This is a genomic window from Paraburkholderia sp. J8-2, from assembly GCF_905220195.1.
In the GTDB taxonomy this organism is placed as follows: domain Bacteria; phylum Pseudomonadota; class Gammaproteobacteria; order Burkholderiales; family Burkholderiaceae; genus Paraburkholderia.
On the sequence record NZ_CAJMZA010000002.1, the window covers coordinates 392,989 to 408,412 of the forward strand.

Here is a 15,424-nt window from a genome sequence, read left to right on the forward strand (position 1 = left end):
TAGGACGTTTCGGTGACGTGCATGAGAGAGTGTGCGGCGGCGTTCCGTTCCCGCGGGGCGCTCATTGGCGCAACTCCGCAACGAAGTCGTAATAGCCGTCGCGGCAATAAGTGTCGGTCAGCTCGATGGCGCGCTGATCGGCGGAAAAGCCCACGCGTGTGATGACGAGCAGCGCCGCGCGCGGCTCGACGCCCATCAGCGTGGCGATCTCGCCCGTCGCGTTGACCGCGCGAAAGTGTTGCAGGGCGCGCACCACGGGCACGCGGCGCTGCTCCAGATACGAATACAGCGAGCCCTCGATTGCTTCCGGGTCCGGCACGATCGAGACGGGCAGCGCCGAATGCTCGACGGCCATCACGGTGCCGTCGGCGCGGCGCAGCCGGCGCAGGCTCGTGACCGAGGCGCCCGGCGAAAGGCCGAGCTGCACGATCTCCTCGCGGTGCGCGGGCCGTACCTCGCGCGCGAGCCATACCGAGTCGGGCGTGAAGCCACGCTGCTCCATTTTCTTCGTGAAGCCCGTGAGGCGCGAAAGCGGATCTTCCACGCGCGGCGTGATGAAGCTGCCCGCGCCGCGTGCGCGCCGGATCAGTCCCTGCTCCACGAGCAGCTCGATCGCCTTGCGCGCGGTGATGCGCGACACGCCGATGGCGTCCGACAGCGTGCGCTCCGAGGGCAGAGCCTCGCCGGCAGACCACACGCCGCAGTGAATAGCCGTAGCAAGGTTGCGCGCCAGCTGCAGATAGAGCGGCGTCACATTGCGCGCATCGGGCATCAGGGCAGACCAACGGGTTTCCATGGACTTGGCGCCAGCGGTTGGACGATCGTGGGGGGCCGGACGGGCATGTTACCTGGCAATGCCGATTGGTCCGGTGCGAAAGCGAGCCCATTATATAACCACAATAAGACCAATCAACAGATGCAAGGCCGTCGCAATGCATCGAAAAATATCATTTTAAATCAATGTGTTGCACGAACGCATAAGGCTCCAGCCGGTGATAGCCAAGCATCGGGATTTACCCTGGAAAGCAATCGTGGGCTCCGCAATGGGACCAAAGTGGCATCAACACGTTATCTGACATAGCCCACCGTAGTACCGCCGTAGGACCAGCGTGTGACTTCGGCAGGAAAGATAGCGCGCACTCGAGCGATTCCCTAGCGTCTCAATTGAGTCACATCAAACCCGCGCGGTGCGATCCTCAATTTCAAACAATCCCGATACGGCACGCGCAATAAAAAACGCCGTGACTTTCGCCACGGCGTTCGGGTCCTGCTGGGCTCCCGCCTCGGGTGAGACGCAGGCAGCCGCTTCTCGAATGTGCCTTAGAACGACGGAACCATCGAGCCCTTGAACTCGTTCTTGATGAACTGGCGCACGTCTTCCGACTGGTAGGCGGCAACCAGTTTCTTCACCCACGGCTTGTCCTTGTCCTGGGTGCGAACGGCGATCAGGTTCGCGTACGGGCTGTGGATGTCCTCGATGGCGATGGCATCCTTGGTCGGCTGCAGGCCGGCGGCCAGCGCATAGTTCGTGTTGATCACAGCGGCGTCCACGTCGCCGAGCGCGCGCGGCAGTTGCGCGGCGTCCAGTTCGACGAGCTTGATCTTCTTCGGGTTCTCTGCGACGTCGAGCGGCGTGGCGTTGTTGCCGTTCGTGCCCGCGCCAGCGCGCAGTTTGATCAAGCCCTTGTTCTGCAGAAGCAGCAGCGCGCGGTTTTCGTTCGACGGGTCATTCGGCACGGCGACCTTCGCGCCTTGCGGCAGATCGTTCAGCGACTTGAGCTTCTTCGAGTACACGCCGATCGGCGAAATGTACGTGAGGCCCGCGTTCGCGAGCTTGTAGCCGCGCTGCTTGATCTGGCTGTCGAGGTACGGGCCGGTCTGGAAGCTGTTGGCGTCGAGGTCGCCGGCGTCGAGCGCGGCGTTCGGCTGCACATAGTCGTTGAATTCGATGACCTTGACGTTCAGACCTTCGCGCTTGGCAACCTTCTGGACGACGGCCCAGACCTGTGCGTCCGGACCCGAAACGGTGCCGACCCGGATAACCTGGTCGTCGGCGTGGGCGCCGAAGCTGACTGCGAGAGTGGTGGCGGCGACGCCGGCGAGGAGTGCTTTAATCAGATTTCTGCGCTGCATGGAGGTGATGTTCCTGCGTGGTTTTGTTGTTGCTCCGGTCACGCGGCGTTATGCGCCGTCTGCCGGACGATATAAATCGTCTCATATGGCGCCGGTTGCTGGAAATAATGAATTCGCATACTGGTATGCCAGCGCGACTCTGAGGCGCGCGTTCGCCCTTTCGCGGCGAACGCGCAAGGTGTCCCTTAGTCGGGATTCGAGCCGAGGAGGATCTTCAGATCGTGCAGCCAGGACGTGACGCCCTGCCCGTCGCGCGCGAACAGGCGCAGTTTGCCGGTCGTGTCGAACACGTAGCTCGCGGCCGTATGGTCCATCGTGTAGCCGTCAGGCGTGTTGCCGGGCACTTTCGCGTAGTACACGCGGAAGTCCTTCGCCACCTGCTTGAGCTGGTCCTCGCTCGCCGGGCGCAGCCCAATGAAGGTCGGGTTGAACGCAGCCGCGTACTGGCCCAGGATCTGCGCGGTGTCGCGATCGGGATCGACGGTGACGAACAGCACCTGCACGCGCTTCGCCGCATCGGGCCCCAGTTGCTGGAGCGCCTGCGAGAGCTCGGCCATGGTGGTCGGGCAAACGTCCGGACAGTGCGTGTAGCCGAAGAACAGCACGACCACCTTGTCCTTGAAGTCGGCGAGCGTGCGTGTCTTGCCGTTCGTGTCGGGCAGCGCGAAGTCCTTGCCGAACTGCGTGTTGCCGGTAATGTCGAGGTTCGTGAACGAGGGAGGCTGCTGGCCGCAGCCCTCCAGAACCAGCGTGCCGCCAAGTGCGCCTGCGGCGGCAAGCGTCACAACCGTGGCGCGCACGAAGCGCGCAAGCGTGCGGTGGGCCATATCGTTACGCAGCGATGAGCGCATGCACGTAATGGTCGACGAGCAGCGCCATGAACAGTAACGAGAGGTAGACGATCGAATAGCGGAAAGTCTTGCGCGCCAGTGCATCGGAATACTCGACATAGATCTTCCACGCGTAGGCGAGGAACACCGCGCCGAGCAGCACGGCCGAAGCCAGATACACCACGCCGCTCATGCCGGAGATGTACGGCATCAGCGTGACCGCGAACAGGATCACGGTGTAGAGCAGGATATGCAGACGCGTGTACTTCTCGCCGTGCGTGTTGGGCAGCATCGGCAGGCCGGCGTTTTCGTAGTCCTTGCGGCGGTAGAGCGCGAGCGCCCAGAAGTGCGGCGGGGTCCACACGAAAATGATCAGCACGAGAATCCAGGCGTCTCCGGGCACGTGGCCCGTGACAGCGGCCCAGCCGAGCGCCGGCGGCATGGCGCCCGAGGCGCCGCCGATCACGATGTTCTGCGGCGTGGCCGGCTTGAGCAGCAGCGTGTAGATGATCGCGTAGCCGATGAAGGTCGCCACCGTGAGCCACATGGTCAGGGGATTGGCGAACGTGTACAGCACCCACATGCCGATGCCACCGATCACCGCCGAGAAGATCAGGATCTGCGTGCTCGTGATCTCACCGCGTGCCGAAGGACGCCAGGCAGTGCGACGCATGCGCGCATCCACCTTTTGCTCGACCAGACAGTTGATCGCGAAGGCCGCGCCGGCCGTGAGCCAGATACCGACGGTGCCGCCGATCAGCTGTTTCCAGGGCACCATGCCCGGCACGGCGAGAAACATGCCGATGACGGCGCAAAACACGGCCAGTTGCGTGACGCGCGGCTTGGTGAGCGCGAGATATTGGGAAATCCGGCTACCGGGCGTCTGGGATAGGGTTGTACTTTCCATAGGGCGGGGTCACACCGCAGCGGTGTCGCGCGCAGGGAGAACGGCGCGGCCGGGGCGGCTACAAGCAATTCGAAAGTTTAGCACGACGACCAAAAGCAGCAGGATCGCCGCGCCACCGTTGTGCGCCACTGCCACGGGCAGCGGCCACTGCAGCACGATGTTAGAAAGCCCTGTCAGAAATTGGATGAGGATCACGATCATGATCCAATTTGCCGGGCGTCGCAGCGAGGCATAGCGTCGCAACTTGAGGGCGAACCATACCAGATAAGCGATTACGACGAACGCGAACGTACGATGCGTCCAGTGGATCGCAACGAGCGCGTCCTGGGTGATCACGTCGCCGTTGCCGTCCATGCCGAGCGCGCGCCAGAGATGGAAGCCGTGATGGAAATCCATCGGCGGAATCCATGCGCCGTTGCAGGTCGGGAAGTCGGTGCAGGCGAGCACCGCGTAGTTCGTGCTCACCCAGCCGCCCAGCGCGATCTGCGCGACGAGCAGCACGAGCGCCGCCAGCGCGGCCACGCGCCAGCGCGCGGCGTCGGGTTCGTACGCGGGCAGCGGCGTCATGCGCGCGCCAAGCCACGCGAGCGAGCCGAGCAGCGTGAGGCCAAGCAGGAGGTGCGTCGTGACGATGATGGGCTGCAGCTTCATCGTCACCGTCCACGCGCCGAACACGCCCTGCACGAGAATCAGCCCGAGCAGCGCGGTGGGCCACCACGGCGACACGTGCAGCGGCAGGCGCTTGATGCGCGCGCGCCAGGCAATCGCCATCTGCGCAATGATCAGGACCCCGATCGCCATGGCGAAATAACGGTGGATCATCTCGATCCACGCCTTCGACATGCTCACGGGGCCGCTCGGCATGGCGAGATGCGCTGCGGCAATTTGCGCATGCGCGATAAACGGCGACGACGTGCCATAGCAACCCGGCCAGTCGGGACAACCGAGACCCGAGTCGGTCAGGCGCGTGAAGCCGCCGAACATCACAAGGTCGAGCGTCATGAACGTCGTAAGCCACACGAGCTTGCGAAACTTGTTGTCGTCGGCCTTCACCCAGACCCACGAGAGCGGCAGCAACGCGATGCACAGGCCAATCAGGCCCAGCTCCAGGATAAACATCTCTATTACTCTTCTCTGTCAGACTCGCGCTGCGCACCTTAACCGATGCGGGACCACTTGAGCAGTTTAGTGACGTCTTGTTTGATTTTCGACGGATCGGCATTCGCCGGGAATCGCATCATGAGATTGCCGTTCGGATCGACCAGATAGATATGGTCGGTGTCTTTCGACGTTTGCGTGGCGGGCAGCCACGCAGCGACCGCAACCGGATCGGTGCGCAGCATGCGCGTGTCGGCGTAGGCGCCCTTCACTTTCGCGGGAACGCTTGCGTCGTCGGTGCGCAGCCAGACCGTGACGACGCGCTCGCGCTCCGCGCCCTGCGTCGCGCGCACCTGGCGCATGAAGTAGAGCTTCGTGGCGCACGCTTCGTCGCAGTCGCCGCCGTTCACCGAGATCATCAGCCAGCGGCCCTTGAGCGAGGCGAGCGGCACTTCGTGACCGTCGTCGCCCGTCACCATGAGCGCGTCGGGAATGGGCCGCTGCGGCTCGATGAGCGCGCCATAGCTCGTTGTACCGCCCTTCGGTTTGATCACGTAGTACGTGAAGTACGAAATTGCGATAGGCGCGCCGCAGATCAGCGCGATGGCGAGCAGCGTCCAGCGGCCACGCCGCTTTGCGTCCTTGTGCGCGTCTTTCTGCGCGGGCGTGGCGGCCGGCTGTGCGACCTGGGCGGAACGGGGGGATTGCGTCGACACTCTCGTGGAACCTCGCTTCTGTCGCTTTCAGTTGTCCATGTGCTGCACGTGCAGCGCCATTGTCCGGATCGTGTCGGAACGGAATTGATTCGTCCGACCAATCATCAGGCGTCCTTCGCGCTGCCAGCGTTTTGCCTTCCGGGCGCTTCGGCGTCCTGCCTGACCTCGCCTTCGGTGCGCTCTTTTGTCGCAGCGGCTTTGCCTGCGCCTTTCCCTGCTTTACGAGCCGCAAAAAGACCGAACCCGAGGGCCGCGAGCGCCATGCCCCACCACTGGAGCATATAGCCGTAGTTGCGCTCGACGTCGGTATTCGGCACCGGCCAGTCGCGCACGAGCCCATCCTGGAAGGCCGGCACGAAGCCGGTTTGCTGGATCACGAACGGTTGCAGCGGCAACCCGGTTTCCGCTGCGTAGGAAGCGACGCCGAGATTCTGCCGTATCTTCTGATGCGCTGCAGAGCCGCCCGCACCCAGTTCGAACGCACGCGAGGCATCCGCGCGCGCAATGCCTTCCACGACGACCGGCCCTGCCGGCGTGACATAGGGCGCGATTGTGGCGCGGTCTGCTATGTTGCGCGGCAACCAGCCGCGATTCACCAGCACGTAGCCACCGCCTTCGAGTTTAAGCGGCATCACGACATAAAAGCCCGGCTGATCGTTATAGGGACGATTGTCGAGATACACCACGCGCTCGGGCAGGAATGTGCCTGTCGCACGCACGCGATGAAACTCAATGGCCTTCAGCGCGAGCGGTGTGGCACCTACCGGTTGCGGCGTAGACGATTCGTACTGCGTGATTTGCGCCTGCAGCGCCTCCTTCTGATGCGCGCGGTCGCGCTGCCAGAAGCCGAGCCGGATCGTCACGGCCATCACGATCAGGATGAGCAATGCGGGGACGAGCCTGAATTTCATTGGGCACGTCCGATGCGAAACATACAAGTGATCGAACCCCGCGCCGTGTGGCACGGTGCGATAATGAGACAGGCGTTTTCAGGCATGCCAAATTCCGTGAACTTCATGCACATACTCGTCCCCGTTGCGTTCGCGTTGATCATCGCGAGCATGATCTCCGCGCTCTACTTCATGATGCACGACCGGGGCCGCACCAAGCGGATGGTCTGGTCGCTCGCCACGCGCGTGGGTCTGTCGATCTCGCTCTTTCTGTTCATTCTGTTCGCGCACTGGATGGGCTGGATTCAGTCCACCGGGATTCCTTACGGCCGCTGAGCGAAGCTGGCCGTCACCGGACACCGCAGCGCAAATCCACTGCTCAAAACACAAGGCGCCGCGCCGACGAGGTCGGGCGGCGCCTTGTTTCATTCTCATCCCTTCTCTGTGCAAGCGCCGCGGCCTGCGCGGCGCAACACGCGTCACAGCCAGTACACGACGACGTAGAGGCCGAGCCACACCACGTCAACGAAGTGCCAGTACCATGCCGCGCCTTCAAAGGCGAAATGATGTTCCGCCGTGAAGTGACCGCGAATGAGCCGGATCATCACGACCGTCAGCATCGTGCCGCCCAGGAACACGTGAAAGCCGTGGAAGCCCGTGAGCAGGAAGAACGTCGAACCGTAGATGCCCGAAGCGAGCGTGAGGTTCAGTTCGCCGTACGCGTGGATGTACTCGAACGCTTGCAGGAACAGGAAGCACACGCCCAGCACGATCGTCGCGGCGAGCCACGCGATGGCCTTCGAGCGATGGTTGTCGCGCAGCGCGTGGTGCGAAACGGTGAGCGTCGCGCCCGAGGAAAGCAGCAGCGCCGTGTTGATGGTCGGCACGGGCCACGGCGTCATCGAGCGGAAGTGCGAGACCAGTGCCGCAGGACCGGTGTTCGGCCAGACCGCCGAGAAGTCCGGCCAGATTAGCTTGTAATCGAGGCTGCCGAGTTGATGCAGGGCGATCGCACGGGCGTAGAAGAGCGCACCGAAGAACGCGCCGAAGAACATCACTTCCGAGAAGATGAACCAGCTCATGCTCCAGCGGTACGACACGTCGACGCGCTTGCCGTACATGCCGCCTTCGGATTCGGCGATGGCGTCGCCGAACCAGTGCCACAGCGTGAAGAGCAGCCACAGCAGGCCGGCGAGCACGCCAATCGGTCCCCACGACTCGCCGTTGATCCACGATGCGAGCGAGGAGAGCATGACCAGAAGCCCAATGGACGCGCTGATCGGATGCCGCGACGGGTGCGGTACGAAGTAGTACGGGCTATCGTTTTGGCCGCTCATGCCTGTTTCTCCAATTTCCAGTTGCACCGGACATCGCCGGCTGCTTGTACCCGAGTGTGTCGTCGTTATTCTCTGCATCGCGCGACGTTGCGCGCGCCAGGCTCATCCCACCACCGCGTGCACGATCAAGAGCAGCACGACGATGAACAGCACTGCGCCGATGATGCCCGCGATGATCAGCTGCACGGGGTGCAGGTTCGCGGCGTCGTCTTCGAGGTCGGCGCGTTTGCGCACGCCGAGAAAGGACCACGCCACCGCCTTCATCACCTGCAGGATGCCGCCCTTCTTCTTCGCCGGCCCTGAACCTGCGCCGCCGCGTTCGTCGCTCATGCGCCTTTCGCCTCCTGGCTTCGTTGCCAGAGCCTCATGCTCCCGCCGACTGTTTCGGCGGCGGCGGCACGGCCGGTTTGTTCAACTCGAAAAACGTGTACGACAGCGTGATCGTCTTCACGTCCTTCGGCAGCTTCGGGTCGATCACGAACACCACCGGCATGCGCTTCGTCTCGTTCGCCTTCAAGGTTTGCTGCGTGAAGCAGAAACACTCGATCTTGCGGAAGTACTCCGTCGCCTGCTTCGGCGCATAGCTCGGAATGGCCTGCGCGTCAATCGTACGTCCTTCGTTGTTCGAAATGTCGTACATCACCGTCATGACTTCGCCCGGATGCACGTCGAGGCTCGTTTGCTCCGGCCTGAAGCCGAGGAGGCCCCGCGCGTTCGCGTCGAACTCGATCGAGATCGTGCGCGTCATGTCCACCTGCGTGTTGCGCGCCTCACGCTCCGTGGTATCGCGCTGCACGAGGTTGTTGATGCCCGTGACCTGGCAAATCGCCCGATACATCGGCACCAGTGCAAAACCAAAACCGAACATCAGCAGCGCCACGACGACGAGCTTGATGAGCATCGACCGGTTGAATGCGCGATCATTTCCAGCTTGCGTGGACATCGGACTTCCTCGAACGATCTTCCGGCAAACGCACTTCGCGTTAGTGGCCGGGGAAATACACCTGCTTGACGACGGCAGCCACAAAGAAGCCGACTACGACGGCCAGCAGAATGAGGCCGAGCCGCAGATTGCCCGCGCGGACCTGCTCGGGCGTACGTCTTTTTTGTGGATCCCGGGTCATACGTGCAACGCGGCTGGCCGCGGCTTCTCCTTGCATCGTGAATCGCCTCTTGTGCGTGCTGCTGTGAACACTGCGCGAAGACTGCGTTGAGACCGCGGGCTTCGTTCGCGTCCGGCTGTGCGCAGCCGGACGCCACAAACTCAACGACTCATTCGACCGTCGGCGGATTCTCGAACGTGTGGAACGGGGCCGGGCTCGGCACGGTCCATTCGAGGCCGGTTGCGCCGTCCCACGGCTTGTCGCCGGCTTTCTCCAGTTCGCCGCCGCCGCGGTATGCGGGCAGCGCCACCGCGAACAGGAAGTACACCTGAGAAAGGCCGAAGCCGAACGCACCGATCGTGATCACCTGATTCCAGTCCGTGAACTGGGCCGGATAGTCGGCATAGCGGCGCGGCATCCCGGCGAGACCGACGAAGTGCATCGGCAGGAACGCGAGGTTGAAGAAGATCAGCGAGCACCAGAAGTGGATCTTGCCGCGCATTTCGTTGTACATCCAGCCGGTCCATTTTGGCGCCCAGTAGTACCACCCTGAGAACAACGCGAATAATGATCCCGCCACCAGCACGTAATGGAAGTGCGCCACCACGAAATAGGTGCCGTGATACTGGATGTCGAGCGGCGCCATGGCGAGCATCAGGCCCGAGAGGCCGCCGAACGTGAACACGATCAGGAAGCCCACTGCCCACAGCATCGGCGTTTCGAAGCTGAGCGAGCCGCGCCACATCGTGGCGACCCAGTTGAACACCTTCACGCCCGTGGGCACGGCGATCAACATCGTCGCGTACATGAAGAAGAGCTGGCCCGTGACCGGCATGCCGGTCGCGAACATGTGGTGCGCCCAGACCATGAACGAGAGAATCGCGATCGACGCCGTGGCGTACACCATCGAGCTATAGCCGAACAGCGGCTTGCGCGAGAACGCCGGGATGACCTGCGAGACGATCCCGAACGCCGGCAAGATCATGATGTAGACCTCGGGGTGCCCGAAGAACCAGAAGATGTGCTGGTACATGACCGGGTCGCCGCCGCCTGCCGCATTGAAGAAGCTCGTGCCGAAGTGGCGGTCGAACAGCAGCATCGTGATCGCGCCTGCGAGCACCGGCATCACGGCGATCAGCAGGTAGGCGGTGATGAGCCAGGTCCACACGAACATCGGCATCTTCATGAGCGTCATGCCCGGCGCGCGCAGGTTCAGGATGGTCACGACGATGTTGATGCCGCCCATGATCGACGAGGCGCCCATGATGTGCACCGCGAAGATCGCGAAGTCCATGCCCGGGCCCATCTGCGTGGAGAGCGGCGCGTAGAGCGTCCAGCCCGCTGCGGTCGCGCCGCCCGGCGAGAAGAACGAGCCGACCAGCAGGCACGCGGCGGCGGGCAGCAGCCAGAAGCTGAAGTTGTTCATGCGCGCGAACGCCATGTCCGAGGCGCCGATCTGCAGCGGAATCATCCAGTTCGCGAAGCCCACGAACGCCGGCATGATCGCGCCAAACACCATGATCAGGCCGTGCATCGTGGTGAGCTGGTTGAAGAACTCGGGGCGCATGATCTGCATGCCCGGCTCGAACAGTTCCGCACGAATCGCGAGCGCCATGACGCCGCCAGAAAGGAACATCACGAACGAGAAGAGCAGATACAGCGTTCCGATGTCCTTGTGGTTCGTCGCGAGCAGCCAGCGGCGCCAGCCGTGGGGCGTGGCGTGCGCGTGGTCGCCGTGCACGTGGCCGTGCCCTCCAGCTACATCGTGTCCGATGCTAGACATGTCTTATCTCCTGTCGATCGCCGCCTCACGCTGATGCGCTGACTGCGATCCCTTGCAAAATGATTGCGAAAGCGAATGGCCTTGCGTCTCTTGCTGCAGCGTTTGCCTGCTTTGTTATGTGCTCGCGCAGCGCTTGTCCTGCGTCTGTGCTGCTTGCCGTACTGGCGTGGCGACCGCTCAGGCCGCCGCGCTGATCTCCACCCGGCGCGCTTCCTTCGCGTTCGCGCCGCCCGTGATCGTTTCCGGCTTCTTCAGAATGATGTGGTCTTCAGCAATGCCTGCCGCCTTCAGCGCGTCGCGCACGGCTTGCGCGCGGCGCTTGGCGAGGTCCGCATTCGTGCTGGCGTTGCCGCTCGCATCGGTGTAGCCCGAGAGCGTGAACTTCGCGTCGGGATGCGCCTTCGCGTAGTCGGCTGCAGCCTGGATGGCGTCCTTCGCGTCGGCGGGCAGCGTGCTCTTGCCCACTTCGAAGTACACGCTTGCCGGCAGTGCCGCCGCGCTCGGCGCCTGTTCGGCGCCGCTTGCCGCTGCCGCACCGCTGGCCCCACTCGCTTCGGCAGCGCCGCTAGCCTCTTGCGCGCCGCTAGCCGCAGCCGCGTCGCTCGCGCCGCCCGCACCCGCCGCGGCGGTATGGTCGCCGCCCTCGGGCATCTTGCCGTTGCGCGCGTCGGCCACCTGGCGCGGCTGCAGAATGTCGCCAGTGTGGTTGCCCCACGCGTTGCGCTCGTACGTGATGACCGAGGCGATCTCCACGTCGTTGAGCGTGGGCGCCCACGAAGGCATGGCGTTCTTGCCCTTCAGGACGATGCTCACGTGCTCGGCAACCGGGCCATTGGCCACCTTGCTGCCGTCGAGCGCCGGGAACGCGCCCGCGCCCTTGCCGGTGGGCTGGTGGCACACCGCGCAGTTCGACGCATAGACCTTCTCGCCGCGCTCCTTGAGCTCAGCCAGTGTGTAGGTCTTGTTCGGGTCGTCGTTGGCGGCGGCCATCTTCGCTTTTTGCGTATCGACCCACTTTGCATAGTCGTCGTCGGAGAGCACCTCGACCACGACCGGCATGAATGCGTGCTCCTTGCCGCACAGTTCGGTACAGAAGCCGCGATAGGTGCCGACCTTGTCGGCCTTGAACCACGTGTCGCGCACGAAGCCCGGAATTGCGTCCTGCTTCACGCCGAATGCGGGCACGTACCACGAGTGCACGACGTCGTTGGCCGTCGTGATGATGCGGATCTTCTTGTTCACCGGCACGACGAGCGGATTGTCGACTTCCTGCAGATACGTATCGGTGATCGGCACCCGGTTGTTCACCTCGGAGCGCGGCGTGCTGAGCGTGGAGAGGAAGTTGATGCCCTCGCCCGGCCCCTTCACGTAGTCGTAGCCCCATTTCCACTGGTAGCCCGTGACCTTCACGGTGAGGTCGGCGTTGGACGTGTCCTTCATCGCCACGACGGCCTTGGTGGCGGGCAGCGCCATCAGCACGACGATGATGAACGGCACCACCGTCCAGATGATTTCGACCGTGGTGCTCTCATGGAAGTGAGCCGCCTTGTGGCCCTTCGATTTACGGTGCGCGTAGATCGAATAGAACATGACGCCGAACACGCCGACAAAAATCACGGCGCACAAGAGCAGCATCATCATGTGGAGGCTGTAGAGCTCTTCGGCGATGCGCGTGACGGGCGGCTGAAAATTGATCTCGTTCACCGCAGGGCCGCCTGGGCTGTCTCCGACTGCGAGTGCCGCGCCGGCGACGAGGAATCCGCTGCACGCCAGCACGCCCTGGAGGGCTCGCTTGATTGTTTTCATAGCTTCCTTACCCATAATTTCCATTCAAACCCTCGACCCCGCAGGAAGGTTTTGCAACCAGGGCGCCCCCTGGGACGCTCATACCGCCAACCGGGCAACTCACGCGCCGCGCATTAACCCGCGCGCGCAAGCCATGCACGCAGTTCCCGCGCGAACTGCGCACGCCGATATTGCGGCAGATGCAACCCGACAGCGACCGCCTGACCGCGGGACACGAGACGCACCGGGTCGCGTGGGGTCGCGCCCGGCTCGACCCGGACCCAGCGGGGATTGAATTCGAACTGCGTGAGCGCGTCGGCGCTCATCTGTTCGATCACCAGCCGGTTCGGATAAAGCCTGATACGTTCGTAATCGACAGCATGGCGCGCATAAATGACAAAAGCGCCGCCTACTACCAACAGATCGATACCGGTAAACGGCAAAACCAGCCAGGCGCCGTGGATCAACAACAGAACGGCGATCGCGATGGAAACCAGCGCCAGCGAAACATAGAAGAACACGAATTGCCTGGGCGAAACCGAACAGTTGCGCTTCATGGTCCAGTCTTTCAGGACCGGCTCCGGACTCGCCAGCAGATCAGGCGCCTGCATCGCTCGCCTCCCCCACTTGCAACTTCGCCAGACTATCGCCGCGCTGCGCCTCGCACAACTACGGGAACATCTGGACTTGCCACAATGGATTTTGGGGACCCTTCCGTGCAGCAAACTGACGCATTATAGGCGCGATCCCCAGCCCTCACAAGCAAGCATCAATCGCCCGCAAACCCATGCCAGACGGGCCTTGCAGCGATTTTTCAAGCATTTTCCAGGGGCTTTTCAGGCGCTAATTTCAGGCATAACGAAAGCCCCCTTACCACGTTACCGATTCCTTGCCGGACCCCGGCCGATGTCTTCGATGCGCACGATGCCATGGCCTTCGGCGGTCATGCGCGGCACGGCCTTCCACGCGTGGCCGTAGATGATCTCGAAGGTCAGCGGGATCGTGCCCGCGTGCGGCCCATCCGTACGGCGGCGCGCCTCGAGCGCGGCCACGAGCGCACGGTGCAGGCGCCGCGCGCCGTGCGTACCGCCGCTTTCACCCTCGCCATCGCCGTGGCGCTCGAACGGATACGCGCCCCAGCGGCGCACATCGGCGAGCAGCTTTTCCGGCGTCTTGTAGGTGATGGTGAGCGTTTCCTGGTCCATCACCGGAATCTCGAAGCCGTTCTCGACGAGCATGTCGCCAAGATCGTGCATGTCGACGAAATCGATCACGTGCGCGCGCGTCGGCACGCCGTGCGCGGCTTCGACCTCGGCGTACGCGCCGCGCAACTCCTTGAGCGTGTCGGGCCCGAGCGTGCTGAACATCAGCAGCCCGTTGACCTTGAGCACGCGCTGCCACTCCCCGAACACGAGGTCGGGGCGCGGATGCCAATGCAGTGCGAGATTCGACCACAGCAGTTCGAACGCGTCATGCGCGAACGGCAGTGCCGCGAAGTCGGCCTGCGCAACACGCGGACCGCGCGAGCCGAGCGCGCGGCCAACCGATGCGGGCAGAAAGCGCCGCCAGCTCGTGTCGGGGGCGTCGTGCTCGCGGGCGCGGCGCAGCATGGCGAGGGAGAGATCGGTGCCGAACACGGGCGCTTCGGGAAAGCGCTCGCGCAAGCCGGGCAGATCGTCACCCTGGCCGCACGCGATGTCGAGCACGGCCGCGGGATTCACTTTGATGTATTCGAGGCGCTCGCGCATGCGTTGCGCGATTTCACGCGGCAGGAACGCAACGTCGTCGAAAGTCGCCGCGCGGCGATCGAAGATGCGCCGCAGGTGCCGGGTGTCATAGTCCGGACGGCCAGTTCTTGCGGGAGACGGGGACATGTCGGTCGTATTGGCGAAGTCTGCGAAGTATACTCGCTCACTCCTTTCCTTTCAGTCACGCGAGCCCGCTGCCCGGGCCGTCCTTCGATGCCGCCGCGCCCTATTTCACGTGAGCCACGCAATCCACCGCGTGTCACGCCGACCGCTTCGGACCACGCACCGCACCGCATTCGTCATGCGGTTGTTGCGCGCGTCTGTCGACAGGCGCGGGCGCTGCCGTCACGGCTTGCCCACTTCGTGCTGCCCAATCTGTGCCCATTATGCGGCAATTTGACGCGAGCCACGCTCTGTGTGTGCTGCGATGCGGCGTACTGGAATGAGCCACGGCTGCGCTGTACGGTCTGCGCCATGCCGCTCGCGCACAGGCGCGGTGCGGCGGCGCGCGCACGCTACCGCTGCGAGGCCTGCGTCGACGCGCCGCCCGCATTCGACGCAACGCTCGCGCTCGCCGACTATCGCGCGCCGCTCGACCTGCTCGCGCGGGGCCTGAAGTTTCGCGCGCGCCTCGCGCTCGGCGAGGAATTCGCGCGACGCCTCGCGCTCGCCGCACAAGATATGTCCGACGAACAGGGCATGCCCGAGATCGTCGTGCCGGTGCCGCTCTCGCGCGAACGCCTGATCGAGCGCGGCTACAACCAGGCCTGGCAGATCGCGCGGCCGCTCGCACGGCGCCTGGGCACGCACGCGGACGCCACGCTCGTCCGACGCATTCTGCATACGGCGCCGCAATCGAAGCTCGATCGCGAAACGCGCCGCCGCAATGTCGGCCGGGCGTTCGCGCTCACGCGGCCACTTGGCGGCCAGCATGTGGGCGTGGTCGACGACGTGATGACTTCGGGCGCGACGCTCGACGCGCTCGCACGTACGCTCAAAGCCGCCGGCGCACGGCGCGTGACGAATTTTGTCGCACTGCGCACGCCGAAAGACTGATCGGCCTCACACTATTCAAGACATCGAGAGAGTTTTAT

17 protein-coding genes are annotated in these 15,424 nt (G+C 63.7%); 2 read left to right on the top strand and 15 right to left on the bottom strand.

Features of this window, described 5'->3' with window-relative positions; all coding sequences use genetic code 11:
• Window positions 1-61: 61 nt before the first annotated feature.
• The 7 genes from U5A52_RS07020 to U5A52_RS07050 form a co-directional block, all read right to left on the bottom strand.
• The gene (locus U5A52_RS07020) at window positions 62-796 is read right to left on the bottom strand and encodes a GntR family transcriptional regulator (protein WP_321934353.1); all 735 of its coding nucleotides are present in this window, start codon (window positions 794-796) and stop codon (window positions 62-64) included.
• A 524-nt stretch (window positions 797-1,320) separates the two neighbouring features.
• A complete protein-coding gene (locus U5A52_RS07025; protein WP_321907627.1) occupies window positions 1,321-2,133 on the bottom strand; it encodes a MetQ/NlpA family ABC transporter substrate-binding protein in 813 nt (270 codons plus the stop codon).
• A gap of 185 nt (window positions 2,134-2,318) precedes the next feature.
• On the bottom strand, window positions 2,319-2,960 hold the full coding sequence (locus U5A52_RS07030; RefSeq protein ID WP_321934354.1) for an SCO family protein: 642 nt from the start codon (window positions 2,958-2,960) through the stop codon (window positions 2,319-2,321).
• Between the two features lie 4 nt (window positions 2,961-2,964).
• Window positions 2,965-3,870 (bottom strand): heme o synthase, encoded by a 906-nt coding sequence (gene cyoE / locus U5A52_RS07035; RefSeq protein ID WP_321907624.1) that lies wholly within the window; start codon window positions 3,868-3,870, stop codon window positions 2,965-2,967.
• A gap of 9 nt (window positions 3,871-3,879) precedes the next feature.
• The gene (locus tag U5A52_RS07040; protein ID WP_321907623.1) at window positions 3,880-4,989 is read right to left on the bottom strand and encodes a COX15/CtaA family protein; all 1,110 of its coding nucleotides are present in this window, start codon (window positions 4,987-4,989) and stop codon (window positions 3,880-3,882) included.
• Between the two features lie 38 nt (window positions 4,990-5,027).
• Window positions 5,028-5,684, bottom strand: coding sequence for a cytochrome C oxidase subunit I (locus U5A52_RS07045; RefSeq protein WP_321934355.1), 657 nt, complete (start codon window positions 5,682-5,684; stop codon window positions 5,028-5,030).
• 104 nt (window positions 5,685-5,788) lie between these two features.
• Window positions 5,789-6,595: an SURF1 family protein gene (locus U5A52_RS07050; RefSeq protein ID WP_321934356.1), complete on the bottom strand. Its 807-nt coding sequence runs from the start codon at window positions 6,593-6,595 to the stop codon at window positions 5,789-5,791.
• A gap of 105 nt (window positions 6,596-6,700) precedes the next feature.
• Between U5A52_RS07050 and U5A52_RS07055 the strand changes: the two genes are divergently transcribed.
• Window positions 6,701-6,910, top strand: coding sequence for a twin transmembrane helix small protein (locus U5A52_RS07055; protein WP_028201826.1), 210 nt, complete (start codon window positions 6,701-6,703; stop codon window positions 6,908-6,910).
• A gap of 143 nt (window positions 6,911-7,053) precedes the next feature.
• Here the strand turns inward: U5A52_RS07055 and U5A52_RS07060 are convergent, their stop codons facing one another.
• From U5A52_RS07060 to U5A52_RS07095, 8 genes are all read right to left on the bottom strand, one after another.
• Window positions 7,054-7,911, bottom strand: coding sequence for a cytochrome c oxidase subunit 3 (locus U5A52_RS07060; RefSeq protein WP_321907617.1), 858 nt, complete (start codon window positions 7,909-7,911; stop codon window positions 7,054-7,056).
• A 102-nt stretch (window positions 7,912-8,013) separates the two neighbouring features.
• Window positions 8,014-8,175 (bottom strand): DUF2970 domain-containing protein, encoded by a 162-nt coding sequence (locus U5A52_RS07065; protein WP_373682561.1) that lies wholly within the window; start codon window positions 8,173-8,175, stop codon window positions 8,014-8,016.
• A 100-nt stretch (window positions 8,176-8,275) separates the two neighbouring features.
• The gene (locus tag U5A52_RS07070; RefSeq protein WP_321907614.1) at window positions 8,276-8,854 is read right to left on the bottom strand and encodes a cytochrome c oxidase assembly protein; all 579 of its coding nucleotides are present in this window, start codon (window positions 8,852-8,854) and stop codon (window positions 8,276-8,278) included.
• 40 nt (window positions 8,855-8,894) lie between these two features.
• On the bottom strand, window positions 8,895-9,035 hold the full coding sequence (locus U5A52_RS07075) for a cytochrome oxidase small assembly protein (RefSeq protein ID WP_321934513.1): 141 nt from the start codon (window positions 9,033-9,035) through the stop codon (window positions 8,895-8,897).
• A 148-nt stretch (window positions 9,036-9,183) separates the two neighbouring features.
• Window positions 9,184-10,797, bottom strand: coding sequence for a cytochrome c oxidase subunit I (gene ctaD, locus U5A52_RS07080; RefSeq protein ID WP_321934358.1), 1,614 nt, complete (start codon window positions 10,795-10,797; stop codon window positions 9,184-9,186).
• A 177-nt stretch (window positions 10,798-10,974) separates the two neighbouring features.
• Entirely contained in the window at window positions 10,975-12,627 is a 1,653-nt protein-coding gene (gene coxB / locus U5A52_RS07085; RefSeq protein ID WP_321907610.1) for a cytochrome c oxidase subunit II, read from the bottom strand.
• Window positions 12,628-12,716: 89 nt separating this feature from the next.
• Window positions 12,717-13,193 carry a DUF2244 domain-containing protein gene (locus U5A52_RS07090; protein WP_158756827.1) on the bottom strand — a complete coding sequence of 159 codons (477 nt, stop codon included), beginning with the start codon at window positions 13,191-13,193 and terminating at the stop codon, window positions 12,717-12,719.
• Window positions 13,194-13,460: 267 nt separating this feature from the next.
• Window positions 13,461-14,456, bottom strand: a complete 996-nt coding sequence (locus U5A52_RS07095) for a methyltransferase domain-containing protein (protein WP_321907608.1) — start codon at window positions 14,454-14,456, stop codon at window positions 13,461-13,463.
• 168 nt (window positions 14,457-14,624) lie between these two features.
• Here U5A52_RS07095 and U5A52_RS07100 point away from each other — a divergent pair, with 168 nt between their 5' ends.
• Window positions 14,625-15,386, top strand: a complete 762-nt coding sequence (locus U5A52_RS07100; protein ID WP_415773663.1) for a ComF family protein — start codon at window positions 14,625-14,627, stop codon at window positions 15,384-15,386.
• Window positions 15,387-15,424: the final 38 nt, after the last annotated feature.

Excerpts from the sequence above, each read along its gene's own strand:
- U5A52_RS07020 (WP_321934353.1), bottom strand. The coding sequence starts at position 796 with ATGGAAACCCGTTGGTCTGCCCTGATGCCCGATGCGCGCAATGTGACG.
- U5A52_RS07025 (WP_321907627.1), bottom strand. The coding sequence starts at position 2,133 with ATGCAGCGCAGAAATCTGATTAAAGCACTCCTCGCCGGCGTCGCCGCC.
- U5A52_RS07030 (WP_321934354.1), bottom strand. The coding sequence starts at position 2,960 with ATGGCCCACCGCACGCTTGCGCGCTTCGTGCGCGCCACGGTTGTGACG.
- cyoE (WP_321907624.1), bottom strand. The coding sequence starts at position 3,870 with ATGGAAAGTACAACCCTATCCCAGACGCCCGGTAGCCGGATTTCCCAA.
- U5A52_RS07040 (WP_321907623.1), bottom strand. The coding sequence starts at position 4,989 with ATGTTTATCCTGGAGCTGGGCCTGATTGGCCTGTGCATCGCGTTGCTG.
- U5A52_RS07050 (WP_321934356.1), bottom strand. The coding sequence starts at position 6,595 with ATGAAATTCAGGCTCGTCCCCGCATTGCTCATCCTGATCGTGATGGCC.
- U5A52_RS07055 (WP_028201826.1), top strand. The coding sequence starts at position 6,701 with ATGCACATACTCGTCCCCGTTGCGTTCGCGTTGATCATCGCGAGCATG.
- U5A52_RS07060 (WP_321907617.1), bottom strand. The coding sequence starts at position 7,911 with ATGAGCGGCCAAAACGATAGCCCGTACTACTTCGTACCGCACCCGTCG.
- U5A52_RS07065 (WP_373682561.1), bottom strand. The coding sequence starts at position 8,175 with ATGAAGGCGGTGGCGTGGTCCTTTCTCGGCGTGCGCAAACGCGCCGAC.
- U5A52_RS07070 (WP_321907614.1), bottom strand. The coding sequence starts at position 8,854 with ATGTCCACGCAAGCTGGAAATGATCGCGCATTCAACCGGTCGATGCTC.
- U5A52_RS07075 (WP_321934513.1), bottom strand. The coding sequence starts at position 9,035 with ATGACCCGGGATCCACAAAAAAGACGTACGCCCGAGCAGGTCCGCGCG.
- ctaD (WP_321934358.1), bottom strand. The coding sequence starts at position 10,797 with ATGTCTAGCATCGGACACGATGTAGCTGGAGGGCACGGCCACGTGCAC.
- coxB (WP_321907610.1), bottom strand. The coding sequence starts at position 12,627 with ATGGAAATTATGGGTAAGGAAGCTATGAAAACAATCAAGCGAGCCCTC.
- U5A52_RS07090 (WP_158756827.1), bottom strand. The coding sequence starts at position 13,193 with ATGCAGGCGCCTGATCTGCTGGCGAGTCCGGAGCCGGTCCTGAAAGAC.
- U5A52_RS07095 (WP_321907608.1), bottom strand. The coding sequence starts at position 14,456 with ATGTCCCCGTCTCCCGCAAGAACTGGCCGTCCGGACTATGACACCCGG.